Origin of the sequence: Saccharopolyspora sp. ASAGF58, assembly GCF_012277335.1 — a bacterium.
Taxonomy (GTDB): Bacteria; Actinomycetota; Actinomycetes; order Mycobacteriales; family Pseudonocardiaceae; genus Saccharopolyspora; species Saccharopolyspora hattusasensis.
Map to the genome: position 1 here is coordinate 776,328 of NZ_CP040605.1, position 24,872 is coordinate 801,199.

Below are 24,872 nucleotides of genomic sequence, written 5' to 3' on the forward strand. Positions count from 1 at the left end.
ATCGCCGCTGATACCGGAAATCGCCGAACGGGAGCCGAGCAGGCGCCGGAGCGAGCGCGCCAGCTCCGGCCACCGAGCCTTTTACCGCTGCGGATCCGGGCGGCATTTGCGCTGATAACGGGCGTACACGCGACGTGAGGACAATCAAGGCGCACGGGGCGAAACCGGCACCCCGGCAACGATCGGCGGCACCTGCCCTCAAGCCATCCGGTCCCAGATCGACTTCCCGCTCACCCCTCCGCGAAGATCGGCTAAAAGGCGACCGTGAGGCTCGGCACAAGGGCCCCGAGCAGCTAGTTGATGATATTGGGAGCCCCCGGCAGCCGATCTCGCCTTCAGGTTGCGCGGGCTGTTTCCCGGAGCTCTCTCGTGAAGGCCCGGGCTTGGGGCGTTTCGTCGGCCTTCTTCGTCGCCGCCAGGATGTTTCTCGTTGCTGCCGGTTCGCAAGGGAGCAGCGTTACGCCTGGTGGGGTTGGGGTCGCGACCATCTCCGGGATCAGGGCTACCGCTAGGCCTGCCGCCACCAGTCTCAGCTGAGTGGCACCGTCCGCCACGTAGTAGCGGATGTCGATCTCGTGGTGGTCGTTCGTCCGCAGTAGTTGGACCAGGGCCTCGTAGGTGTCCGTGTCTGGCGGGCACGTGGCCCACAGCTGGTCTTGCAGGTCCGCCAGGTTCGCCGACTTCAGGTTGGCGTGCGGGTGGTCTGCTGGGACCGCTAGCAGCGCGTGCTCGTGCAGCACCCTTTTGACTTGGACTCCCTTCGGGATCGGCGTCGGGCAGTGGGTCCAGCTCTCCAGGACCACAACGTCAAGTTCTCCGTTGCACAGCGCGGGAAGCATCTGTACCGCTTCTCCGTCGTGCACCTCCGGGGCGAGCCTCGGGTGCCCGGTGGTCAGTGCCTTCAGCGCCTGCGGCACCAGGCAACGCAGGGCTGAGGCGACTGCTCCGATGCGCAGCGGGCCGGCAACCAGGCCGTCTAGGTCCGCGAGATCCGCTTCCGCTCGGGCTGCCGCCGCCACCATTTCCCTCGCGGACACCGCGAGCAGGCGGCCGGCGTGGGTCAGGCGGATACCTCTGCCGTTCGGCTCCACCAGGCGGCTAGCGACCTCCCGCTCCAGCTTTCGCAGGTGCTGCGACACCGCCGGGCCCGTTATGTGCAGCGACTCCGCTGCCGCGTGGACGGAGCCGTGCTCCGCGACCGCCGCGAACACCCGGAGCCGATCCCAGGACAACACGTAAGCAAGACTAATGCTTCTTCGGTAAAAACAGTGAGTAGTGCCATTCGATCGTCGCTGGCATCTTTGACCTGGTGAAGACCGCATCGGGAGATCCCGCCCGCGCTCGGCGGACCGGACCGGATCCCGCTGCCGCGGTGCTGGTGACCGGCGGCGCTGCTTGCCTGTCCGCGTCGGCCGTGTTCGTCAAGCTCGCCGACATCGATGCCGGGACCGCCGCGTTCCTGCGCTGCGCCATCGCATTGGTGCCGCTCGTGCCGATGCTGCTGTTCGAGGCCCGCCGCAGCCGGGCCCTGCCGTGGCGGTTGCAGGCCTGGTCCGCGCTCGCCGGCGTCTTCCTCGGCATCGACTACGTGATGTGGACCGTCAGCATCCTGGACGTCGGCGCCGCCATCTCAACCGTGCTGATCAACGTCCAGGTGCTGGCTTTCCCCTTGCTGGCACGCATTTTCAGCGGCACTCAGATTCCGCGGCGCTTCCTGCACCTGAGTCCGCTGATGCTCGGCGGGCTCGCGATGGCCGGCGGCGCGCTCAGCGGGAGCCAGCAGGCCGCCAACCCGGTGCGGGGCACCGTGCTGGGCATCGCCGCCGGGGTGGCGTACGCGGTCTACCTGTACCTGACCCGGCTGGCCGGGGAGCGTTCGCCGCACCACTTCGTCACGCCGGTGTGCGTGTCGACCGCGTCTGCGGCCGTCACCTCGGGCGCGATAGGGCTGCTGGTCACTGGCCTGCCGTTGGACATCCCCGCCGCTTCGTGGGGCTGGATCGCCGCCTTGGCGCTGTTGGGGCAGGTCGTCGCGTGGCTGCTGATCGGTAGGGGCACCGCTCGGCTCCCGCCGAACGCCTCGGCCGCGCTGCTGTTGTTGCACCCCATCATGGCCATCGGGCTCGGCATGCTGGTGCTTCGCGAGACCCCTACCGCCAGTCAGCTCACCGGTTGCGCGCTGGTGGTCGGGGCGATCTGGTTCGCCAACCGGACCCCGCGCTCGGTCGACGCGCGTCAGGCGTCGTAGTGCGGCTCGGTGCGCAGGAGGAACGTGGCGTCATCGCCGGGCTCGAGCTCGCGGGGTTCGGCCCTCGGGTGAACAGCCGCGCCCCGGTGCTGCCCCCGAGCAAGGGCGGCGTGGCGATCGGCTGCCGAGAGGAAGGTCCGGACAGGCCTAGCGCGGCCGCGGTTGGGTGCGTCGATCCCCTATGGTCGGACTTGATCAGCAGGATATCCGGCGCGCCGCCCGGTTCGCTGCGTTTTGGCAGCGGTCCACTCCAACGTCAGCGTTCCTCCACCCGCGGCCTGGTGCGGCGCACGATGCCGGCCAGCGCGCTGCTGACGATCGTGACTATCAGCGCGCCCCAGAACGCCGGCCAGAAGCCGTCGACGTGGAACGGCAGGCGGAGCTCCCCGGCCAGGTAGCTGGTCAGCCAGAACAGCAGCGCGTTGACCACCAGGCCGAACAGTCCGAGAGTCAGCAGGTAGAGCAGGCAGCCCAGCGTCTTGGCGATCGGCTTGAGCACCACGTTGACGATGCCGAAGATCACCGACACCACTAGCAGGGTGAGGATCTTCGTCGTGGTGTCCTCGCCTTCCAGGGTGATCCCGGGCAGCGCGGTGGTGATCCACACCGCCACCATGGTGATCAGGATGTGCAGCAGAAGTGCCACTACGCGCCCCCTCCCTGCGGGTGTCCGCCACGAACATCAGCGACGCTACCGGCGTCCAGGGGTGCTGCGCTCACAGCGCGGTGCGATCTCCGGGTGACCCGGGGTGATCTCAGGGTCAGCTGAAGAGCGTGGCCACCAGCTGGAGGGCGTCGCCGTCGGTGTCGTCGTGCGCTTCGGCGAACCGGAAGACCAGGCCTTCGCGCAGCCCCCACGGGCAGATCTCCAGCTCGTCCACGCCGATGGTGCGCAGGATCAGCTCGGCGACGATGGCGCCGGCCAGGATGCGGCGGGCGCGGCTGCGCGACACGCCGGGCAGCGCCGCCCGCTGCTTCTGGTCCAGCTCGGCCAGCTTCGGGATCCAGGGGCGGAGCTTCGCGCGGGACAGCCGGTCGGGGTGGCGGGCCACCTTGCCCGGCGAGCTCTCGGTGAGCACCGCGAGCTGGCGCAGCACCTTGGACAGCGCCACCGGGTGCCCGAGGTCGCGGTCGGCGAAGGTGCGCAGCGAGGACGGGATGGTGCCGCGGACCGCCGCGACGAGCTTGTCGACGTGCCTCGGCCGCGGCGGGTCGTCCGGCAGGTACTGCCTGGTCAGCCGGGCCGCGCCGAACGGCAGCGAGACCACGTCGGAGGGCTCGCCGCCGATGCCGGTGGCCACGTCGATGGTGCCGCCGCCGATGTCCACTGTGGTCAGCGTCGGGCCGCAACGGCCATGCCAGCGCCGGGCGGCGTGGTAGGTGACGGCGGCTTCGTCGCGCGGGCTGAGCACGCCGATCCGCTCCCCGGCCGCATCGCTGAGCCGCTGCCGCAGTTCCGCGCCGTTGGCCGCGTCCCGCACCGCCGAGGTGCCGTAAGCGACCAGCGCGTCGGGGCGCTGATCCGCGGCCGCGTGCACGCAGTGCTGCACCGCCCGAACCGCGAACTCGACGCCTGCCTCGGTGACAAGTCCGTCCGCCCCGGTGTGCTCGGCGAGCCTGGTCCGGGCCTTCACGCTCCAGTCGGCGCGCGGCATGCGGGACCGGTCGAGGTCGACGATCTCCAGGCGCGCAGCGGTGGACCCGATGTCCAGCAGAGCCAACTTCATGCCGCGACCACCCGCGCGCCACGCGGCTCGTGGAGCGGCGCGGTGGACTCGATGGACGGCATGTCCCCATTGTCGGGGTCATTTCGACCGAAAATCCCGCTACACCGTGGTTTTCTTGAGATGTGTGTCACAACCTGGTGGTCCTGGTGAGACTCCCGGCGACCTTTACCCGGCGGTAACCTCGGGACACTCTCGGCGGCTCGGCCGACGCCCCGGCATCGCCGCTGCCACAGACCGGAAAGGTTCGGCCCATGCGCATCGGGATGCCGCTGAACTACAGCGGAGGTTTCAAGGAGACCGTCGACGACCTGGCCACCTACGAGAAGGCCGGGCTGGACATCGTGTACGTCCCGGAGGCCTACTCGTTCGACGCGGTGAGCCAGATGGGCTTCATCGCCGCCCGCACCGAACGCCTGGAGATCGCCTCCGGCATCCTGCAGATCTACACTCGCACGCCGACGCTGACCGCGATGACCGCGGCAGGCATGGACTTCGTCTCCGACGGCCGCTTCACGCTCGGCATCGGCGCGTCCGGACCGCAGGTCATCGAGGGCTTCCACGGGGTGCCCTACCACGCGCCGCTGGGCCGCACTCGCGAGATCGTCGACATCTGCCGGCAGGTCTGGCGCCGCGAGAAGGTTCAGCACGAGGGCAGGCACTACAGCATCCCGCTGCCCGCCGACCGGGGTACCGGGCTGGGCAAGCCGCTGAAGCTCATCAACCACCCGGTGCGCGACCGGATCCCGATCATGATCGCCGCGATCGGTCCGAAGAACGTCGAGCTGGTCGCCGAGATCGCCGAGTCCTGGGAGCCGATCTTCTACCTGCCGGAGCGGGCGGCCGAGGTGTGGGGCGAGCCGCTGGCGGCTGGCAAGGCGAAGCGCGACGCGTCGCTGCCGCCGCTGGACGTGGTCGCCCAGGCACCGCTGGCCATCGGCGAAGGCCTCGACGACCTGCTGGACTTCGCGCGGCCGTACCTGGCGCTCTACGTCGGCGGGATGGGCGCGAAGGGCAAGAACTTCTACAACAACCTGGCCCGCCGCTACGGCTTCGAGGCGGAGGCCGAGCTGATCCAGGACCTCTACCTCAGCGGCAAGAAGGAGGCGGCCGCCGCGGCGGTTCCCCGCGAGCTGCTGGAGAAGACGTCGCTCGTGGGCCCGGTGGGCCACGTCAAGGAGCGGCTGGCGGCGCTGAAGGAGTCCGGGGTGACGACCCTCAACGTCACGCCGCTGGCGGGCGACGCGGCCGGTCGCGCCAAGCTCATCGAGCAGGTCAAGCAGCTCGCCGCCGACGTCTGATCGGCACGAACGTTGAAGGGCACCTCCGAGCAGCAGTCATCGACAGACTTCCGCCGGCTTTGGCGACTGGAGACCAAGATCAAATTCAGCCGACTGGTTGGTATGACCGTAATGTGCGTCGCCGTCTCAGTGTCCCATTTGCACTATCAGCTGGTTTACGTCGGAGCAACGCGGGTGGTAGATCGCGTCGACCCAACCAATCAGGAGAGACTGTCGGGGTGACTGGATCGACGCTGCTGCACCTGCTGCCGCTGAACACGTTCCACGCCGACCGCGACTCCCCGATCCGTGCCGCGAGCCTCGACACCGAGGGGTTCGTGCACTGCTCCCCGGACTTGCGCACGACGCTCGCCGTGGCGAACACCCTCTACCGCGACGAGACCGAACCGATGATCGCGCTGGAGCTGGACCCGGCGAAGCTGTCCGCGCCGGTGCGATGGGAGGCGGCGAACCCGACGCCTCCCGAAGGCGTGCCGGCGGACGCGCTGTTCCCGCACGTGTACGGGCCGCTGGAGCGGGAGTCGGTGATCGGCGTCCGCTACGCGCGGCGCGATGTCGCGGGCCGGTTCCTGAGCTTGGAGACGCGCAGCCGCACCGCCGAGGAGTTCGACCTGCTGCCGCATCCGGAGGGCGGCTGGTACCGGCGGACCTGGGCCAGCCCGGCCGGGATCGAGCACAACGGCGGCCTGCGGCCGACCGCCACGATGATCTACTTCCTGCTCCCGCCCGGACAGCAATCCGCATGGCACACCGTCGCTTCCGACGAGCTCTGGCTGTGGCACCGGGGCGGGCCCCTGACGCTTTCGCTAGGCGGGAACGGGCCGAACCCGGTCGCCGAACCCGAGCAGGTGGTGCTCGGCGCGGGTGCCGGTCAGGCGCCGCAGGCGGTCGTCCCGGCCGGCACCTGGCAGCGCGCGTACGCGGCGGCGACCGTGGAAACGCTGGTCAGCTGCGTGGTTTCGCCCGGTTTCGACTTCGCCGACTTCCGCGTCCGGTAGGCCGGTCGAACGAGTGCCGGGGTCCGGGGCGGCGCATCGCGCCCGGGCCACCGGCCGCCGCCATGCGCCGGGCCGGCATCCGCACCGCGTTTCCGGCGGAGCAGCGGGCGAGCAACGCCGTGACCACGGTGAAGAGCACCGGAACGTTGCGCGGGCGCGCACCGAGAACGGCGCGCTGCTGCCGGTATTCGGCGACGAGCCTGCTGGTTTCGCGATGTCGGCCGTGCACGGATTCGCGGCGCGGCACGCCGGACCCGAGCATCCTCCGCTCCACCCAGGACATCGCGATCAACATTCCGATGATCGCCCCGATGCCGACCGTGGCCGCCAATGCGAACCCAGCCAGTGAATTGATCACCGGCACCACCCCCCGAAACGCAGCGGACCACCACTTCCGCGCGACTTTTGCCGTCGGCGCGAACCGGCACCGCACCAATGCCGGTTTCGCTGTGGCCCTGGGGATTCACCGTAATTCGTGACGCTCATGACCGCCGGGCGCTTACGGCGCTGCTCGCCCGAACAGGTGAAAAGTGATCAGATCAGGTTGCGCCGTGCTGTGATCGGGCGTACTGGTCTTGATCGGGCAAACCGCGCTGATCCGCAGCTACCATCGGATTCGGTCCGACCACTTCCGGCACGCAACCGCGTGACCCGGCGCATGCCCGGGCAACCCGCCGCGAACGGCGCGCGTGTTCCGCAGAGGTCCGGTGCTCGCAACCGGAATCGTCGACGGACCGCGATTTCAGGGGAGGTTGTCGGGCCGTGAGGGGTTACGCCGTCCATCTGCTGTTCCATCTGCTGGCGATCGCAGCCGGCGCCGCCTGCGGGGTCGCGGGCTGGCTGTGGTGGTTCGGCGGTGACCCGAGCAGCCTGTGGCTGGCGATCGGCGCGCTGGTCGTCGGGATCATCGTGCTGGTCCTGGAAGCCCTCTACATCCGCGCCGAGCAGCCGCCCGCGCCACCACGTTCCCGACCGCGGCCGCAACAGCCGCAACGGCCTCGCGAACGCACCCGACCCGATCTCGAACCCGTGGCGGCACCGTCGTCGGACACCTTGCTCCAGCCGTCTCCCGACGCCGGCAAGGCCATCGACCAGGAGACCAAGACCTCGGCGCTCGACGCGCTCAACGAACTCGGGAGGAGCACCAACCCGCCGGGCCGCCAGAACTGATCGCTCGGCGAGCTGGCGTCTACAGCAGCCGTCGGCGGCAGCCCCGGACCGGCCCGCAGCCCGCGCCGCCGCGGCCGTGCTGATCACGGCCGCCCCACGGAGCGCCGCGCCGCCTTGCCCGGAGTGACTTGAGACACAATCCTGTCCTAAGAGCCTGTTGGTGAATGGTCTGGGTGGGTGGTCGCTTAGCGGAACCTGAGAGCTTCCCTGGACTGCGGGCGCCCCTCCTGATGTATGTCCAATACGCGGCGGAGGGGCCGTCCTCGCCAGAAAACCTCTCAGAACCCGCCGATGGTCTTCTTGGCAAGGTGGATGCAAGCGGCTGCGCCGCTTCCAAAGGCGCGGACGGGCATTCGCCGACAGGCTCTCAGTACGCGGCTGCAGCGCGAGCGGGCCAACAGGCCCACCGTGGCACCCGGGCGAGGAGGTCACCCATGTCCATCATGCGTGTCAAATCGGTCGAACAGTCCATCCGCGATGCCGAGGCCCCGGAATTCCGCCTGCGCCGCGTGCTGCGCGCGGTGGACCTGCTGGGCATCGGCATCGGCGCGATCATCGGCACCGGCATCTTCGTGCTCACCGGCGTGGCCGCGGCCACCGACGCCGGGCCGGGCATCGCGATCTCGTTCGTCTTCTCCGGCATCGCGTGCGGTCTGGCGGCGCTGTGCTACGCCGAGTTCGCCTCGGTCGTGCCGGTGGCCGGCTCGGCGTACACGTTCTCCTACGCGTCGCTGGGCGAGTTCCTGGCCTGGATCATCGGCTGGGACCTGATGCTGGAGTTCGTCGTCGGCGCCTCCACGGTGTCGGTGGGCTGGTCGCGATACTTCGTCGCGGCGCTCAACTCGATCGGACTGGGGCTGCCCGAGGCGCTCACCGCCGCCCCGGGAGCCGGGGGCGTGGTGAACCTCCCCGGCGCGATCATCGCGCTGATCCTGACCGGGGTCCTGGTGGTCGGCATCCGGCTGAGTGCTTCGGTGACCAACGTGGTCGTGGCGATCAAGCTCGTCGTGGTGCTGTTCTTCATCATCTTCGGCGCGTTCTTCATCAAGGCCGCCAACTGGAGCCCGTTCATCCCACCGCACCAGCCCGCGGCGCCCGGTGCCGCCGGGGCGGCGCTGGAGGAACCGCTGGTCAACGCGATCTTCGGGCAGACCGGCTCGTTCGGGCTCAGCGGCCTGGTGGCGGGTGCCGCGCTGGTGTTCTTCGCCTACATCGGCTTCGACATCGTCGCCAGCGGCGCGGAGGAGACCCGCCGGCCGCAGCGCGACATGCCGATCGGCATCCTCGGCTCGCTGGCCATCTGCTCGATCCTGTACGTGCTGGTGTCCCTGGTGATGACCGGCATCGTCAAGTACGACCAGCTGGACACCGCGGCGCCGATGGCCACCGCGTTCCAGGCGATCGGCGCGTCGTGGGCGGCCGGGCTGGTCTCGCTGGGCGCGATCGCCGGGCTGACCACGGTGATCCTCATCCTGATGCTGGGTCAGGCCCGGGTCGGCTTCGCGATGAGCCGGGACGGCCTGCTGCCGGTGTGGTTCGCCAAGGTGCACCCGAGGTTCCGCACGCCTTACCGGATCACGGTGATCACCGGGATCGTCGTGGCGGCCGTCGCCTCGCTGACCCCGATCAACGTGCTCGCCGAGATGACCAACATCGGCACCCTGTTCGCGTTCGTCCTGGTGTCCATCGGCGTCCTGGTGCTGCGCCGCACCCGGCCGGACCTGCCGCGGGCTTTCCGGGTGCCGTGGGTGCCGGTGGTCCCGATCCTGGCTGCGGCCGCCTGCCTCTACCTGATGCTGAACCTCGTCGGCTGGACCTGGATCCGGTTCGGCATCTGGATGCTGATCGGTTTGGTCGTCTACTTCATGTACAGCAGGAAGAACAGCAGGCTCGGCAAGAGCGAGACCGTCGGGGAGGGCGCCGACGAGGCCTGAGAGCCTGTCGGCGAATGCCGTCCGCGCCTTTGGAAGCGGCGTAGCCGCTTGCATTCACCTTGCCAAGACGACCATCGGGTTCTGAGAGGTTTTCTGGCGAGGACGGCCCCTCCGCCGCGTATTGGACATACATCAGGAGGGGCACCCGCAGTCCAGGGAACCTCTCAGGTTCCGCTAAGCGACCACCCACCCAGACCATTCACCAACAGGCTCTGCGTCTCGTGAGTGGTCGTTCCGGTTCTTACCGGAACGACCACTCACGAGCCTGGCTCACCCGAGCTGTTCGTCCAGGTAGCACCAGCTCCAGGACTCGCCCGGTTCGAAGGAGCGGATCACCGGGTGGGCGGTCTGATGGAAGTGGGCCGTGGCGTGCCGGTTCGGGCTGGAGTCGCAGCACCCCACGTGCCCGCACTGCGTGCAGACCCGCAGGTGCGCCCACACGTGCAGGCCGGCCGCGAGGCAGTCCTCGCAGCCGTCCTCGCGACTGGGCGCAGGCTTGCGGTCGGCCGCGGCCTGCAAGTGCGCACAACTGCCGGACATTCGGAACCTCCAGGTGGTGAGCGCGCGGTCTGCGGCTCGAACGACAATGTGCTTTCGAACGTAACCATCGGCTGCGGCATCCGCAGACGTTGACCGGAGAGAGCATGCACGACCTACCCGCGTTGATGGCCCTGCTCGCCGGGGCGCTCGCCGTGACCGCCCTCGCCCGCCGGATCGGGTTCTCCGCGCCGCTGGCGCTCGTCGTGGTGGGCCTGGCCGTGTCGTCCATACCCGGCGTGCCGGACTACACCATCGATCCGAACGTGGTGCTGCTGCTGATCTTGCCGCCGCTGCTGTACTCGGCCGCGCTGAACAGCTCCACCATCGGGATTCGCGCCAACCTGCGGCCGATCGGGCTGCTCGCGTTCGGGTTGGTGCTGTTCAGCACGGCCGTCGCCGGGGTGATCGCCTGGTGGCTGGTGCCGGGCATGCCGCTGAGCGTGGCGCTGGTGCTCGGCGCGGTCATCGCGCCGCCGGACGCGGTCGCGGCCACCTCGATCGGCCGCCGGCTGGGGCTGCCGCGCAAGATCATGACGGTGCTCAGCGGCGAGAGCCTGGTCAACGACGCCACCGCGCTGACCGCCTACCGGGTGGCCGTGGCCGCCGCGATCGGCACCGGCTATTCCCTGCTGACCGGGGTCGGCATGTTCCTGCTGGCCGCGGTCGGCGGCGTGGTGATCGGCTACGTCATCGGCTGGGTGGTGCACCGGGTCCGGCGGCTGCTGCGCGACGACATGCTGGAAAGCGCGGTAGGGCTGATCGTGCCGTTCTTCGCCTACCTGCTCGCCGAGGAGGTGCACGCCTCCGGGGTGCTGGCCGTCGTGGTGGCCGGGCTGTACCTGGGGCATCGCTCGCCGTCCGGCAGCGCCGCGACGCGGCTGCAGGACCGGGCGGTGTGGAACGCGGCGGACACGCTGCTCGAAGCGGTCGTGTTCGCGTTGATCGGCCTGCAGCTGCGCAGCGTCGCGGAGAGCGTGTCGACCGACTTCGGGCCGCTCGTCGCCGCCGGGCTCGCGCTCACCGCCGGGGTGGTGCTCGCGCGCGGCGCATGGGTTTTTCTGGTGATGTACCTGCCGGAACTGCTCCGCCGCCGCAGCCCGGACTGGCGGCTCAAGGTGATCGTGTCGTGGGCCGGGATGCGGGGCGTGGTGTCGTTGGCCGCCGCCTCCGCGATCCCCACGGTGACGCTGACCGGTGCGCCGTTCCCGCACCGCGACGAGGTCCTGTTCCTGACGTTCTTCGTGACGCTGGCGACGCTGCTGCTGCACGGCACGACGCTTCCCTGGCTCATCGGCTTCTTCGGGGTGCGGGGCACCGAGGACTACACCGACGCGCTCGCCGAGGCCGAAGCCCAGCACAACGCGGCCCGCGCCGGGCGGGAGCGGCTCGACGAACTCACCGCGGAAGCCGAGCCGCCCGGCGACGTCGCGGAGCGCCTGCGCCGCTCTGCGCAGCAGCGCAGCAACCAGGCGTGGGAGCGGCTGGGCCGGTCGGCCGACGAAGTCGGCGAGAGCCCGACTGCGGCGTACCGCCGCCTGCGGGGCGAGATGCTGGCCGCGGAGCGGGCGGTCTTCGTCCAGTTCCGCGACAACCGCCGCATCGACGACGAGGTCCTGCGCCGCGTCATGCACCAGCTCGACCTAGAAGAACTCTGGCTCTCCCGCGAGTAAAACGAATATCCGGCTCATTTCGCGTGGCGGCGCGGGTAGCGGAACCTCAGCGGAACCGGCACGTGGGAACTACACGGTTCGGGCCACGCCGCTAGGCCAGGAAGCCGAGTTGGGACGAGAGTTCCTTGGCGGCGATGCGCATCGCGCCCACGACTTCGCGCATGCGCTTGCGGGAGAAGCGGTAGGACGGGCCCGAGGCGCTGAGCGCGGCGATCACATCGCCCTCGTGGTTGTAGACCGCGACCGCCGCGGCGTTGAGCCCGAGCTCCAATTCCTCGTAGCTCGTCGCATAGCCGTCGCGGGCGATCAGCTCGAAGTCCTTGCGCAACTCGCCGGCATTGGTGACAGTTCGCGTTGTGTACCGCTCCAGCGGCCTGACGAGAAGTTCCTCCTGGTCCTCCTGCGGCGCGTACGCCAGCAGCACCTTGCCGCTGGACGTCGCGTGCAGCGGGGTGCGCTGCCCGACCCAGTTGTGCGCCGTTACGGCGGCGGTGCCGCGGGCCTGGCTGATGTTGATGGCGACGTCGTTGTCCCGGATCGCGATGTTGACCGTCTCGCCCAGGTCCGCGGCGAGCGACTCGCAGAACGGGCGGCCCAGTCTCGGCAGGTCCATTCGCTCGGTCGCCGCCCCGGCCAGCCGCACGATGCCGAAGCCGATCGCGTACTTGCCGCGCTCCCCCAGCTGCTCCACCAAGCCTCGTGCTTCCAGCACGCTCACCAGCCGGGAGGCCGTCGACTTGTGCACTCCCAGCTCCCCGGCGATCTCGGTGATGCCGGCTTCTCCGTTGCGCGCCAGCAGTTCCAAGACGGTCACAGCCCGATCGACGGACTGCACAAGAGCGCCAGAACTCCTTCCGCGTGACTCAGCTGCGCTACCCACCGGTCAACCGTATCCGTTCGAGGTGCACATATCGGAACCATCCGTTGTCCCTCTTGACGTTGTCGCAACAAAAGGGTCAGATTTGTTGCACATGCTACGCGGTGTTCCTCATTGTGCAACGGAGGTTGGCTTGTTGTCATTCATCGGGGCCACCGCACCGGCCGCGGTCGAGGCATGAACACGGTCGCAGTCGTCGGCTCGTCGGTGGCGGGCTGGCGCGCCGCGCAGGAGCTGCGCGAACAGGGCTTCGACGGGCGGCTGGTGATCATCGGGGCGGAACCGCACCGCCCGTACGACAGGCCGCCGCTGTCCAAGGAGTTCCTGGCCGGGAAGCTGCAGCTGGAGGAGCTCGCGCTGGGCAGCGAGCAGGAGGAAGCCGACCTCGCCGCGGAGTGGCGGTTGGGGATTCCGGCGGCGCGGCTGGACACCAGGCGCGGCGCGGTGGTGCTCGCCGACGGCAGCGAGGTCCGCGCCGACGGCGTCGTGCTGGCCACCGGGTCGGCCCGCCTGAGCCTGCCGGGCACCGCGGAAGCCCCCGGCTGCCACCGGCTGCGGACCGTCGACGACGCGTTGGCGCTGCGCGGCGATATCCGCGCCGGGGCGCGGGTTGTGGTCGTCGGTGGCGGGCTCATCGGCACCGAGATCGCCTCGACCTGCCGGTCTCTGGGCGCCGAGGTGACACTGGTCGACGCCCAGCACCTGCCGCTGGCGCGCACCCTGGGCATCGAGCTGGCGCCGCTTTGCTTCGCGCAGCACGAGGATTACGGGGTGCGGGTGCGGTGCGGGACGCCCGCAACGCGCGTTCTCGCGGAGGACCGGGTCACCGGCGTGGAGCTCGCCGATGGCCGGGTTATCCCGGCCGATGCGGTGGTCGTCGAGGTCGGCGCGGAGCCCGCCACCCGTTGGCTGCGCGGCTCCGGGCTGAAGCTTCGCGACGGCGTCGTGACCGACTCCGGGTGCGCGACATCGCTGCCGAACGTGGTGGCGGTGGGCGACATCGCCCGGTACCAGCCGGTGCACTGGTCGCGCACCGTGCGCAGCGACCACTGGTCGACGGCGATGAACCAGCCGCCGGTCGCGGTGCGCAACCTGCTCGCCGGGCAGACCGTCGACACCTACGCGGGAGTGCCGCACTTCTGGTCGCGGCAGTACGATTCGACGCTGCAGTTCGCCGGCTACGCCGGGCCGAAGGACCGGATCACGGTGGTGGACGGCTCGTTGAAGGCCCGCCGCTTCGTCGCGACCTACCAGCGCGGCGGCCGGACGATCGCGGTGTTCGCGATGAACAGCCTCAAGCAGTTCGCGGTCCACCGCCGCCGCCTCGTCGCGTCCCTGTCGGCGCCGGTCCTGTCGCGCCGCTGATCCGCCGCGGTCAGCTCTGGAGGAACTGCAGGAGATCACCGTTGAACTTCTCCTTGTCCCCCGGGACCATCGCGATGCCGTGCGAGCCGCCCTCGTAGACCTTCAGGGTCGCGTTCGGGATGAGTTCGGCGGTTTTGCGGCCCGTGGCGTCGATGGGCACGACCTGGTCGTCGTCGCCGTGGACGACCAGCGTCGGGATGTCGAACTTCTGCAGGTCCTCGGTGAAGTCCGTGCGCGCGAAGGCGTCCACGCACTTCACCCCCGCTTCGATGGACTCCTGCATGGCCATGAACCAGAAGGCGTCCCGATTGCCCTGGGTGACCTTGTTGCCGGCCCGGTTGGCGCCGAAGAAGCCAACGGAGGTGTCCTTCCAGAACTGGGAGCGCTCGGCGAGGATGCCGTTCTTGATGTCCTCGAACACCTCGGCGGGCACGCCCTCGGGGTTGCCGTCGGTCTTGATCATCAACGGTGGGATCGCGGAGAGCAGCACGGCCTTGCCGACCCGCCCAGTGCCGTGGCGCCCGATGTAACGGGCGAGTTCGCCGCCGCCCATCGAGTGCGCGACCAGCGTGATGTCGCGCAGATCCAGCGAGTTGATCAGGTCGGCGAGGTCGTCGGCGAAGGTGTCGAAGTCGTAGCCGTCCCAGGGCTGGCTGGAGCGGCCGTGGCCGCGGCGGTCGTGGGCGATGCCGCGGAAGCCTTGGTCGGCCACCAGTTTCATCTGGTCTTCCCAGGCGTCCGCGTTCAGCGGCCAGCCGTGGCAGAACACCACCGGGAGCCCGCTGCCCCAGTCTTTGTAGTAGATCTCGACACCGTCGCGGGTGGTAACTGTCGGCATGCGCCCCCCTCGGTCGACAGCTCGAATGCCGTTGCTCCGAGCAACCAGCCATCATTGAGGCACAGGGGCACGGCGGTCGCCCGACGATCTCGAGCTCGCGGGCTCGCCGGAGCGAACAGACCGTTTGCTCCGCCTATCGAGGCGAACGGTCAGTTCGCAGCGCTCACCATCAGGGCGCGGCGAACTCCCGCATGGCGTCGAGGAGCAAGTCCGCCAGGTAGTCGGCGAAGGAACCGCGGACGAGGATCCGGTAGGTGGGTTCCGGGCCGAGTTGCCAGAGGATCGCTTGGGTTCGGCCGAGGAGGGTCTGGGCGCAGCGTCCCGGGGTGAAGGCGCGCGGGTGCAGGTCCAGCGAGCAGATCTTCTCCAGGACCTCGCGGGCCGCCGGGCCGGAGAGGCGCAACGTCGTCCGGTTCGCCGAAACGTCCACTGTGGATCCCAGGGAGTCCGACAGGGCGCTTCGGACCGAGCCGACCAGCCGGTCCGCGTGGCCGTCCGGGGCGACCAGGAGCCATTCGTCCGGACCGAGCCACAGCGCCGCGCCGTTCTCGTCGCCCGAGACCAGGTTCGGTTCCTGGTGCGGGAGCGCCAGGTCCAGGGCGTGCTCGATGCGCGCCACCGCCGGGCTGCCCGGGTGCACCCGCAGGTTCACCTGGGTCAGGAACGGTTCTTCGGCCAGCCGGACACCGCGCGGACCGCCGGCGCCGTGCGCGGCGAGCTCCGCCGCGCGGTCGGCCAGTGGGCTGCGGCGCAGGGACAGGGCACCGACCCGGGAGTCGGCGGGGCTAGCGACCGTCACGGCGGGCTCCTTCCACGTCATAGAACACCGGTTGGGTCACCTCGACCGGGATCGACCGGCCGTCTACCGGCACGTGCAGCACCTCGCCGATGCGCTGCTGTCCGTTGCGCACCAACGCCATCGCGAACGTCCGGTCCAGGATCGCGCTGCGGTAGCTGGAGGTGACGTGCCCGAGCATCGGTACCGGCGGCTCCAGCGGGGTGCCGGGCTCCACCAGGTGCGCGCCCTCCGGCAGCAGCTCCGCCGGGTCCACCGGCAGCAGCCCGACCAGCTGCTTGCGGTCGGCGCGCGCGGTGTCGGGGCGGGCGAACGAGCGCTTGCCGACGAAGTCCTTGCGCTTCGAAACCACCCAGTCCATGCCCAGGTCGTGCGGGGTCACGGTGCCGTCGGTGTCCTGCCCGACGATCACGAACCCCTTCTCGGCCCGCAGCACGTGCATGGTTTCGGTGCCGTAGGGCGTGATGCCGAAGTCCTGGCCGGCCTCGTGCACCGCCTCCCACACCGCCATGCCGTACCAGGCGGCCGCATTGATCTCGAACGCCAGCTCGCCGGAGAACGAGATGCGGGAGATCCTGGCCGGAATCCCGTTGCCCAGCACCGTTTCCCGGAACTCCATGAACGGGAAGGCCTCGGCCGAGACGTCCAGGTCCGGTGCCACGTGGCCCACCACTTCGCGGGAGTCCGGCCCGACCACCGCCACCGCGGCCCACTGCTCGGTCACCGAGGTGCAGTGCACCGCCAGGTGCGGCCACTCCGTTTGCAGCCACTCCTCCAGCCAATCCAGCACCGCCGCCGCGTTGCCGGTCGTGGTGCTCATGAGGTAGCGGTCCTCGGCCAGCCGCATCGACACACCGTCGTCGAGGACCATCCCGTCGGCCTTGCACATGACGCCGTAGCGGGCCTTGCCGACCGGGAGCTTGGCGAAGGCGTTGGTGTAGATCCGGTTCAGGAACTCCGGTGCGTCCGGGCCGACGATCTCGATCTTGCCGAGCGTGGTGGCGTCCTGCATCGCCACCCCGGTGCGCGCCGCCAGGCATTCGCGGCGCACCGCGGCGGCCATGTCCTCGCCAGGGCGCGGGTAGTACCAGGGCCGCTTCCACTGGCCGACGTTCTCGAACTCCGCGCCGTGCGCGACGTGCCAGGAGTGCATCGGCGTGGTCCGCACCGGGTCGTGCAACCGGCCCCGGTCGCGCCCGGCCAGCAGCGCGAACGACACCGGCGTGTAGGGCGGCCGGAACGTCGTGGTGCCAACCGCCCCCGGCGATTCGGCCAGCAGCGCGTCGGCGATGACGCCGATGGCGTTGACCGCGGCGGTCTTGCCCTGGTCGCTGCCGGTGCTGATGGTGGTGTAGCGCTTGACGTGTTCGACCGAGCGCATCCCCGCGCCGACCGCGCGCCACACGTCGGCGACCGTGGAATCCCGTTGCAGGTCGACGAAGTGATCTGTCCACTGTGCTGGGTCACCGGACTCCGCAGGGACCAGCCACAGCGGGCGCGGCTGGGCGACCGGCCGGTCGCCGGTCACCGGCGGCACGGGCGGCGCGGCGACCCGGAAGCCGCTCGCGGTCGCCGCCTCCGCCCCGGCCGCCAAGCCCTGGGCGAGGCATCCGGCCAGGTCGTAGGTGCCGCGGGCGGCCCCGATCACCTTGGGCAGCCCCGTTTTCTGCACCGGCACGAACGCGGACACCAGCTGGTCCCAGCGCACCTCGCCGCCGGTCTGGCTGAACAGGTGCACGGCGGGGCTCCAGCCGCCGCAGACCGCCAGCAGGTCGCAGTCGACGTCCACCGGCGTGCCGGTGAGCAGCCCCTCGTCGTCGATCCCGGCGATCCGCGCGGACGACACCCGCCGGTCCCCCGCCGTGCCGATGACGGCCGAGCCGGTGAACACCTGCGCGCCCAGCGAGCGGGCTTGCTCGACGAGCCGCTGCGGCGGTTGCGGCCGGGTGTCGACGACGGCGCGGACGTGCCCACCTGCGGCGGCCAGGTCGAGGGCGGTCAGGTAGGCGCTGTCGGAGGTGGTGACCACGACGGCCGCCCGGCCCGGCAGCACCGCGAAGCGCTTGAGGTAGCTGCGAACCGCCGAGGCGAGCATGATGCCGGGCCGATCGTTGTCGGCGAATACCATCGGCCGCTCGTGCGCGCCGGTGGCCAGCACGACTCGCTGGGCGCGCACGTGCCACAGCCGCTTGCGGTCGCCTCGGTTCTCGGCGACGAGCAGGTAGTTGTGGTCGTAGTGGCCCACGGCGGTGGCGCGGGTCAGCACCCGAACCTCCGGTGAGTCGACGAATTCCCTTGCCGCGCGCGAGATCCACTCGCTCGCGGGACGACCGTCGATGAGCTCGCCGCCGTCGAGCAGCGACCCGCCGAGCTCGCGGCCCTGCTCGACCAGCACCACCCGCGCGCCGCCGCGCCCGGCGGCGAGCGCGGCGGCGATCCCGGCGGGCCCGGCACCGACCACGACGACGTCGGCGTGCACGTACTTCTTGTCGTGGACCGCGGAATCCGGCGCGTCGCTGAGCCAGCCGACGCCGGAGAGGCTCGCGACCTGCAAGCCGTCGTAGAGCTCCAGCTGCGTGGCGGGCACCAGCGGCTCCGGCCTGCCACCCAGCACCTGCACGAGCGCGTTCGGTTCGGTGCAGTCGGCCGTGACGATGCCGCGCGGCCGGTCCCGGTAGATCGACGGGCCGACCTCGATCCGGCCGCTGGCCAGCAGCGCGGAGGCGAGCGTGTCGCCGGGGTGCCCGGTGAGTTCGATGCCGTCGAAGGTGAACCGCAGCGTTCGGGTCCGGTCGATGCGACCGCCCGTGCCGAGGCGTGTCATGGCGCCGCCTTTCCGGCGGTCTCGGGGTGGATCTCGTTGGTGGCGGTGTCGCGGACGACGTTGAACCAGCGCCGGCAGCCAGCGGTGTGCGACCAGCGCTCGTGGAACCACCCGCGCGGGTTGTCGCGCAGGAACAGGTACCCGGCCCAGTCGGCGTCCCCCATGTCGTCCGGGTTATCCGGGTAGTCGACGTGGGCCTGGCCGCCGTATTGGAACTCGGTCTCATCCCGATCCCCGCACCAGGGGCAATGGATCAGCAGCATCAGGGACTCCAAACCTGATCAAAATCTTTGGATCCGCAAGTTCCATTGAAATCGAAGATCCGATTTCAATGGAACTTGCGGAAAACCGGGGACCGGGCGACCTCCTCAGTGGGCGACCTCCTCAGTGGGCGACCTCCTCAGTGGGCGACCTCCTCAGTGGGCGACCTCCTCAGTGGGCGACCTCCTCAGTGGGCGACCTCCTCAGTGGGCGACCTCCTCAGTGGGCGACCTCCTCAGTGGGCGACGGCGGCTGCGCCGTGTTCGTCGATCAGGGCTCCGGTGGTGAACCGGTCGAGTCCGTAGGGCTCGTTGAGCGGATGCGGACGGCCGGTGGCGATGGTGTGCGCGTACACCCAGCCCACGCCGGGGGTCGCCTTGAAACCGCCGGTCCCCCAGCCGCAGTTGAGGAAGAGGTTCTCGTACGGGGTCGGCCCGATGATCGGCGACGCGTCCGGCGTGACGTCCACGGTGCCCGCCCAGGTCCGGATCACGTGCGCCTGCGCGAAGATCGGGAACAGCTCCAGCGCCGCGGCCATCTGGCGTTCGATCACGTGCACCGAGCCGCGCTGGCCGTAGCCGTTGTAGGAGTCGATGCCCGCGCCCAGCACCAGTTCGCCCTTGTGCGCCTGGCTGCAGTAGACGTGCACGTGGTTGGACATCACCACGCACGGGTGGATCGGCTCCAGCAGCTCCGACACCAGGGCCTGCAGCGGGTGGCTCTGCAACGGCAGCCGGAGCCCGAGCGTGTCGGTCAGCAGCGTCGTCCGCCCCGCCGCCGCGAGCGCCACCCGCCCCGCGCCGATGGGTCCGAGCGAGGTCTGCACCCCGGTCACCCGGTCGCCGTCGGTCTCGAATCCCGTTACCTCGCAGCCCTGGACGAGGTCCACACCCATCTCGTCGGCCTTGCGCGCGAACGCCCACGCCACGTGGTCGTGCTTGGCGATCCCGCCGCGCCGCTGCAGCGTCGCGCCCAGCACCGGGTACCGGATGTCGTCGGCGAGGTTCAGGATCGGGCAGAGCTCCGCGATCCCGGCCGGCTCCACCCATTCCGCGTCGACCCCGTTGAGCTGGTTGGCGAACACCCGCCGCCGGGAATCCCGGACCTCCTGCTCGGTGTGCGCGAGGTTGAGCACGCCCCGCTGGCTGAACAGGAAGTCGTACTCCAGCTCGGCGGGCAACTGCTCCCACAGGTCCAGCGCGCGGTTGTAGAGCGCCGCGCTCTCGTCGAAGAGGTAGTTGGAGCGGATGATCGTGGTGTTGCGGGCCATGTTGCCGCCGGCCAGCCAGCCGCGTTCGAGCACCGCGACGTCGCGGATGCCGTGGTTGCGCGCCAGGTAGTAGGCCGTCGCCAGACCGTGGCCGCCGGAGCCGACGATCACCACCTCGTAATGGCGCTTTGGTTCCGGACTGCGCCACAGCCGCGGCGGCGGCTGCGGCAGGACGGGAAGTGGGGCCATGCCAGCCCTCCGGGACGCCCGGGGAACATCTAGGGTAGAAGTTCGACAACAACTGGTATATCAGTCTTTCGGGTAGGCTACGAGACGTGTCCGCAGCCGTCAATTCCCGATCCGGCGACAGCCCGCCCCAGGCTGAGCGCGCGTACCTGGCCCTGCGCGACCTGATCCTGACTTTGGAGCTGCCGCCCGGCGCACCGGTACGGGAGGAGCCGCTGATCACCGAACTCGGCATCGGCCGCACCCCCTTCCGGGAGGCCGTCAAGCGACTGGAGGCCGAGTCGCTGGTGGCGATCTACCCGCGCCGCGGCAGCTTCGTCACAGAGGTCAACATCACCGATCACGCCCTGATCGCCGATGTGCGGCGCCGCCTGGAGGGCCACGCCGCCCGCCGCGCCGCGGAGCGCGCCACCGACGCCGAGCGGGCCGAGCTCGACGAGCTGCGGGCACTGGTCGAGGACCTCGGCGGCGAGCAGGCGGCGATCATGGACGTCGACTCGCGGGTGCACCGCACGATCTACCGCTGCACCCACAACCGCTACCTCGAAGGCACCCTCAACCAGTACTACAACCTGGCGCTGCGGATCTGGCACCTGTTCTTCGACCGGCTGCCGAAGGTCTCCGATCACGTCGGGGAGCACGCCGGGCTACTCAAGGCGCTCATCGCCGCCGACGCCGACCGCGCCGACCGCATCGCGGTCGCGCACGTCGACCACTTCGAGCGGGCCATCCGCCAGTTGATCTGAGCCGAACTCCCTTTGACCGCAACGGGATCCGGTTGATCCTTTCGGGCCCGCCGTCCCCCGGACGGCATCTTCGGCAAACACGCTGCGTCGTCAATCGACCACTCCGCGCCACGGTCGGCCCAACGCCGAAATTGAGTCGCGCGTGTCCTTGACGCGGCCCCGGGTCGAAGCGCACTGTTGCGTTTACCGCAGTGAGTTGTCGTAGGCGCAACAAGGCAGCAGCGATGGTTTCGAGCGTCCGAGTTCTCCTCGTCGGGGCCGGCATCGTGGGATGCAGCACCGCATATCACCTTGCGCGCCTCGGGATCACCGACGTCCTGGTCGTCGAGCAGGGCCCGCTGTTCGCCACCGGAGGCTCCAGTTCCCATGCGCCAGGCCTGGTTTTCCAGACCAACCCGTCGGAGACGATGAGTCGCCTGGCCGCCCGCACGGTCCAGTGCTACTCCGGGCTGGAGCTCGACGGGCAGCCCTGCTTCCACCAGGTCGGCGGGATCGAGGTCGCCGCGACGGCGCAACGCTGGGACGACCTCAAGCGCAAGCTCGGGTTGGCCACCGCGTGGGGAATCCGGGGCGAGCTGCTCGACCCGCAGCAGGTGCACGACCGCATCCCGCAGGTCGACCCGGCGCGCATCCACGGTGGCCTGCACGTGCCCACCGACGGGATCGCCAAGCCGGTCCGCGCGGCGGAAGCCATGGCCCGCGAAGCGAAACGGCTTGGCGTGCGGTTCGCCGGTAACACCGAGGTGATCGGCTTCGACGTCCAAGGTGGAAGGGTCCGCGCCGTTCGCACCTCGCAGGGCGAGGTGCCGGTGCAGACCGTGCTGTGCTGCGCGGGGGTCTGGGGCCCGAAGATCGGCCGGCTGGCCGGGGTGTCGATCCCGGTGCAGCCGCTGGCGCACCAGTACGCCGTGACCGGCCCGGTGCCGGGCCTGGAACCGGGCACCGACGAGGTGCGGCAGCCGATCCTGCGGCACCAGGACCGCTCCATGTACTTCCGGCAGATCCACGACCGCTACGGCATCGGCTCCTACCAGCACCGCGCGATTCCGGTGCACAGCAACGATCTGCTGCCCACCGCCGCGCCGGGCGCGGGCGCCGAGGCGCCGTCGGAGGGCGGCGGTTGGAAGGGCATGGCGTCGGTGCAGCCGTTCACCCCCGAGGACTTCGCCGGGCCGTGGGCGGACGCCCGTGAGCTGCTGCCCGCGCTGAACCGCACCGAGATCGCCGAGGGCATGAACGGCCTGTTCCTATTCACCGCCGACGGGATGCCGGTGCTGGGGCCGTCCAACGAGATCGACAACTTCTGGGTCGCCGAGGCCGTCTGGATCACCCACGCCGCCGGGGTCGGCCGCGCGATGGCGCAGTGGCTGGCCGGCGAGGTGCCCGACATCGACCTCCGGCAGGCCGATCTCCGCCGCTTCGAGGACTTCGCGCACAGTCCGTCCTATGTGGGCGAACGCGGTGCGCAGAGCTTCCGCGAGGTCTACGACATCATCCACCCGCAGCAACCGCCGGAACACCCGCGCCCGCTGCGCACCAGCCCGTTCCACGACCGCCAGCGCGAGCTCGGCGCGGTGTTCCTGGAAGCCGCCGGCTGGGAGCGACCGCACTGGTACGAGAGCAACAAGCCCCTGGTCGACGGCCGGGAAATCGTCGAGCCCGGGCCGTGGGCGGGACGCTACTGGTCCCCGATCGTCGCCGCCGAACACCAGGCCACCCGGGAGCGAGTTGCGATGTACGACATGACTTCCCTCCCCCGAGCGGAAGTCCGCGGTCGCGGCGCGCTGGACCTGCTGCAGCGGCTGACCACCAACCAGCTCGACCGCCCGCCCGGCTACGTCACCTACACGCTGATGCTGGAACCGACCGCGGGCATCCGGGCCGACATCACGGTCGCCCGGCTGGGGCGCGACGCCTTCCAGGTCGGCTGCAATGGTCCGCGCGACATCGCCTGGCTGCGCCGGCACGCCGACGAGACCGTGCAGGTCCGCGACATCACCGGCGGCACCTGCTGCATCGGCCTGTGGGGCCCGCGGGCCCGGGACGTGCTCGCCGAACTGGCCGACCGGGACGTCTCACACGAGGCCTTCCGGTTCTTCCGCGCTAAGCGGTTGTACGTCGGCGAAGTTCCGGTTCTCGCACTGCGACTGTCCTATGTGGGCGAACTCGGCTGGGAGCTGTACTGCTCGGCGGAGTTCGGCCGGCGGCTGTGGGACCTGCTGGCCGCCGCCGGTGCCGAGCACGGCATCTTCCCCGGCGGTCGTGGCGCGTTCAACGGACTGCGCCTGGAGAAGGGATATCGAGCCTGGGGGGCGGACATGTGGAGCTTGCACGACCCCGATGAAGCCGGTCTGGCCTTCGCCGTGAAGGCTGGCAAGGGCGAGTTCATCGGACGAGACGCGCTGCTGCGGCGCCGGGAAAGCGGCCCGCGGCGGCGGCTGTGCTGTCTGACGATCGACGACGGCACCGTGTTAATGGGATCCGAGCCGGTGTTCGCCGACGGCACCCCCGTCGGTTTCACCACGAGCGCCGGTTATGGGCACAGCGTCGGAGCGAGCCTCGCCTACGCGTGGCTGCCGGCCGACCTGTCCGATCCGGGCACCCCCGTGCGGGTGTCCTACTTCGACCAGCGACATCCGGCCACGGTCGTCGCTGACCCCGTGTTGGACCCCGAGATGAGCAGAATGCGCCGCTGATCGGCGCATTCGACCCCGCCAGACCTGCAGAACGCCCGGCCGAGGCGATCGGCCAGCGGTGTGGGTGCCGTCTACCACCTGCACCCTCGCGAGGACAGCCCCGACGTGGCGTTGGACATACATGAGTCGGGGATCCCACAGCGAGACGCCACCTGAGGTTCCGCCACTCGCACCGCCAAGCAAAACGACCACGAACCAGTCAAGGAGGAACCAGCCATGAGCATCAACCCGAACCCCGGCGTCCTGCTCTACCCGCGCCTGCGCAAGTCGCCGTTCTTCTACGCGTCGCGGCGGCACGGCGTCGGCCTCTACAGCGTGTACAACCACACCTACCACGCCCGCCACTACGGCGACCCGATCGGCGAGTACTGGGCGCTGCTGGAAGGCGTGACGTTGTGGGACGTCGGCGTGGAGCGCCAGGTGGAGATCACCGGACCCGACGCGTTCGAGTTCACCAACATGCTGGTGGCCCGCGACCTGACCAAATGCAAGGTCGGGCAGTGCAAGTACGTGTTCGTCACGGCGGAGGACGGCGGCATCATCAACGACCCAGTGCTGCTGCGGCTCGGCGAGAACCACTTCTGGCTGTCGCTGGCCGACAGCGACGTGCTGCTGTGGGCCAAGGGCCTGGCGCATAACCTCGGGATGGACGTGCAGATCCGGGAACCGGACGTCGGACCCGTGCAGGTCCAGGGGCCGAAGTCGCGGGACGTGATGGTCGACCTGTTCGGCGAGTCCATCCTGGACGTGCCCTACTACTACGCCGTCGACCGCGAGCTGGACGGCATGCAGGTGGTGGTGTCGCGCACCGGCTACACCGCCGAACTCGGCTACGAGATCTACCTGCACAACGCCGACCGCGACGGCGTGAAGCTGTGGGACACCATCTGGGAGGCCGGGAAACCGCACGACCTCAGGGTGATCGGGCCCTGCCACATCCGGCGCATCGAGGCCGGCATCCTGTCCTGGGGCTGCGACATCACCTACGACACCAACCCGTTCGAGGTGGGCTACGGCTTCGAGAAGACCTGGATGGTCGACCTGGACCAGGAGGCCGACTTCATCGGCAAGGCGGCCCTGCGGCGGATCAAGAGCGAGGGCATCAGCCGCAAGCTGGTCGGCGTGGAGATCGGCGGCCCGAGCGTGGGCTCGTTCAACGACGGCGAGATGATCGACACCTTCGCCGTGCACGACCCGCACGGCCTGCACATCGGCGAGGTCACCTCGGCCTGCTACTCGCCGCGGCTGGAGCGCAACATCGGCTACGCGATGGTGCCGATCGCCTACCACGAGCTGGGCACGGAACTGGTGGTGGACACCCAGCACGGCCCGCAGGAAGCGGTGGTCGTGGAGAAGCCGTTCCTGGACCCCACCAAGGACATTCCGAAACGACTGATCCGCGCGACGGCGTGACGGATAAGGACTGAT

Annotated in this window: 21 protein-coding genes; 10 read left to right on the forward strand and 11 right to left on the reverse strand. The window is 69.8% G+C overall.

The genetic code is table 11. The annotated features are described in order from the left end of the window. Positions 1-335 precede the first annotated feature (335 nt). The gene (locus FDZ84_RS03365) at positions 336-1,235 is read right to left on the reverse strand and encodes a LysR family transcriptional regulator (protein ID WP_168584661.1); all 900 of its coding nucleotides are present in this window, start codon (positions 1,233-1,235) and stop codon (positions 336-338) included. 74 nt (positions 1,236-1,309) lie between these two features. On the opposite strand from FDZ84_RS03365, the gene FDZ84_RS03370 reads away from it, so the two are divergent. Next, positions 1,310-2,248: a DMT family transporter gene (locus FDZ84_RS03370; RefSeq protein WP_210435414.1), complete on the forward strand. Its 939-nt coding sequence runs from the start codon at positions 1,310-1,312 to the stop codon at positions 2,246-2,248. Between the two features lie 256 nt (positions 2,249-2,504). On the opposite strand, the gene FDZ84_RS03375 is transcribed toward FDZ84_RS03370, so the two are convergent. Next, the gene (locus tag FDZ84_RS03375; protein ID WP_168584662.1) at positions 2,505-2,894 is read right to left on the reverse strand and encodes a phage holin family protein; all 390 of its coding nucleotides are present in this window, start codon (positions 2,892-2,894) and stop codon (positions 2,505-2,507) included. Between the two features lie 115 nt (positions 2,895-3,009). Next, positions 3,010-3,975, reverse strand: a complete 966-nt coding sequence (locus tag FDZ84_RS03380; RefSeq protein WP_168584663.1) for a Ppx/GppA phosphatase family protein — start codon at positions 3,973-3,975, stop codon at positions 3,010-3,012. Between the two features lie 251 nt (positions 3,976-4,226). On the opposite strand from FDZ84_RS03380, the gene FDZ84_RS03385 reads away from it, so the two are divergent. Then, on the forward strand, positions 4,227-5,273 hold the full coding sequence (locus tag FDZ84_RS03385) for an LLM class F420-dependent oxidoreductase (protein WP_168584664.1): 1,047 nt from the start codon (positions 4,227-4,229) through the stop codon (positions 5,271-5,273). A 218-nt stretch (positions 5,274-5,491) separates the two neighbouring features. Further along, positions 5,492-6,271 carry a cupin domain-containing protein gene (locus tag FDZ84_RS03390; protein ID WP_168584665.1) on the forward strand — a complete coding sequence of 260 codons (780 nt, stop codon included), beginning with the start codon at positions 5,492-5,494 and terminating at the stop codon, positions 6,269-6,271. Here FDZ84_RS03390 and FDZ84_RS03395 read toward each other — a convergent pair. Further along, entirely contained in the window at positions 6,219-6,629 is a 411-nt protein-coding gene (locus tag FDZ84_RS03395; RefSeq protein WP_168584666.1) for a hypothetical protein, read from the reverse strand. The two genes, FDZ84_RS03390 and FDZ84_RS03395, sit on opposite strands and share 53 nt — an antisense overlap. 404 nt (positions 6,630-7,033) lie before the next feature. Here FDZ84_RS03395 and FDZ84_RS03400 point away from each other — a divergent pair, with 404 nt between their 5' ends. Then, a complete protein-coding gene (locus tag FDZ84_RS03400; protein ID WP_168584667.1) occupies positions 7,034-7,441 on the forward strand; it encodes a hypothetical protein in 408 nt (135 codons plus the stop codon). 434 nt (positions 7,442-7,875) lie between these two features. After that, a complete protein-coding gene (locus tag FDZ84_RS03405; protein ID WP_168584668.1) occupies positions 7,876-9,375 on the forward strand; it encodes an amino acid permease in 1,500 nt (499 codons plus the stop codon). Between the two features lie 270 nt (positions 9,376-9,645). Here the strand turns inward: FDZ84_RS03405 and FDZ84_RS03410 are convergent, their stop codons facing one another. Next, positions 9,646-9,915, reverse strand: coding sequence for a UBP-type zinc finger domain-containing protein (locus FDZ84_RS03410; RefSeq protein ID WP_168584669.1), 270 nt, complete (start codon positions 9,913-9,915; stop codon positions 9,646-9,648). A 104-nt stretch (positions 9,916-10,019) separates the two neighbouring features. On the opposite strand from FDZ84_RS03410, the gene FDZ84_RS03415 reads away from it, so the two are divergent. Then, positions 10,020-11,585: a Na+/H+ antiporter gene (locus tag FDZ84_RS03415; RefSeq protein ID WP_168584670.1), complete on the forward strand. Its 1,566-nt coding sequence runs from the start codon at positions 10,020-10,022 to the stop codon at positions 11,583-11,585. Between the two features lie 91 nt (positions 11,586-11,676). Here FDZ84_RS03415 and FDZ84_RS03420 read toward each other — a convergent pair whose 3' ends face one another. Further along, complete coding sequence (locus tag FDZ84_RS03420; RefSeq protein ID WP_168584671.1) at positions 11,677-12,420, reverse strand: IclR family transcriptional regulator; 744 nt, start codon at positions 12,418-12,420, stop codon at positions 11,677-11,679. Between the two features lie 219 nt (positions 12,421-12,639). Here FDZ84_RS03420 and FDZ84_RS03425 point away from each other — a divergent pair, with 219 nt between their 5' ends. After that, positions 12,640-13,827: an NAD(P)/FAD-dependent oxidoreductase gene (locus FDZ84_RS03425; RefSeq protein WP_168584672.1), complete on the forward strand. Its 1,188-nt coding sequence runs from the start codon at positions 12,640-12,642 to the stop codon at positions 13,825-13,827. Positions 13,828-13,837: 10 nt separating this feature from the next. On the opposite strand, the gene FDZ84_RS03430 is transcribed toward FDZ84_RS03425, so the two are convergent. The 5 genes from FDZ84_RS03430 to FDZ84_RS03450 form a co-directional block, all read right to left on the reverse strand. Continuing rightward, positions 13,838-14,665, reverse strand: a complete 828-nt coding sequence (locus tag FDZ84_RS03430) for an alpha/beta fold hydrolase (RefSeq protein WP_168584673.1) — start codon at positions 14,663-14,665, stop codon at positions 13,838-13,840. 169 nt (positions 14,666-14,834) lie between these two features. Further along, positions 14,835-15,464: a sarcosine oxidase subunit gamma gene (locus tag FDZ84_RS03435; protein ID WP_246868771.1), complete on the reverse strand. Its 630-nt coding sequence runs from the start codon at positions 15,462-15,464 to the stop codon at positions 14,835-14,837. Further along, positions 15,451-18,285 (reverse strand): 2Fe-2S iron-sulfur cluster-binding protein, encoded by a 2,835-nt coding sequence (locus tag FDZ84_RS03440; RefSeq protein ID WP_168584675.1) that lies wholly within the window; start codon positions 18,283-18,285, stop codon positions 15,451-15,453. Before FDZ84_RS03440 ends, FDZ84_RS03435 begins: the two co-directional genes overlap by 14 nt. Next, the gene (locus FDZ84_RS03445) at positions 18,282-18,548 is read right to left on the reverse strand and encodes a sarcosine oxidase subunit delta (protein WP_168584676.1); all 267 of its coding nucleotides are present in this window, start codon (positions 18,546-18,548) and stop codon (positions 18,282-18,284) included. The genes FDZ84_RS03440 and FDZ84_RS03445 overlap by 4 nt, the downstream gene beginning before the upstream one ends. Positions 18,549-18,781: 233 nt before the next feature. After that, a complete protein-coding gene (locus tag FDZ84_RS03450; RefSeq protein ID WP_168584677.1) occupies positions 18,782-20,005 on the reverse strand; it encodes a sarcosine oxidase subunit beta family protein in 1,224 nt (407 codons plus the stop codon). Positions 20,006-20,091: 86 nt separating this feature from the next. Here FDZ84_RS03450 and FDZ84_RS03455 point away from each other — a divergent pair, with 86 nt between their 5' ends. The 3 genes from FDZ84_RS03455 to FDZ84_RS03465 all read left to right on the forward strand — a co-directional run bounded on the left by FDZ84_RS03455 (position 20,092) and on the right by FDZ84_RS03465 (position 24,857). Then, entirely contained in the window at positions 20,092-20,748 is a 657-nt protein-coding gene (locus FDZ84_RS03455; RefSeq protein WP_168584678.1) for a GntR family transcriptional regulator, read from the forward strand. A 224-nt stretch (positions 20,749-20,972) separates the two neighbouring features. Next, the gene (locus FDZ84_RS03460) at positions 20,973-23,444 is read left to right on the forward strand and encodes an FAD-dependent oxidoreductase (RefSeq protein ID WP_168584679.1); all 2,472 of its coding nucleotides are present in this window, start codon (positions 20,973-20,975) and stop codon (positions 23,442-23,444) included. Between the two features lie 216 nt (positions 23,445-23,660). Beyond that, the gene (locus FDZ84_RS03465; protein ID WP_168584680.1) at positions 23,661-24,857 is read left to right on the forward strand and encodes a glycine cleavage T C-terminal barrel domain-containing protein; all 1,197 of its coding nucleotides are present in this window, start codon (positions 23,661-23,663) and stop codon (positions 24,855-24,857) included. The last annotated feature ends 15 nt before the right edge of the window (positions 24,858-24,872 follow it).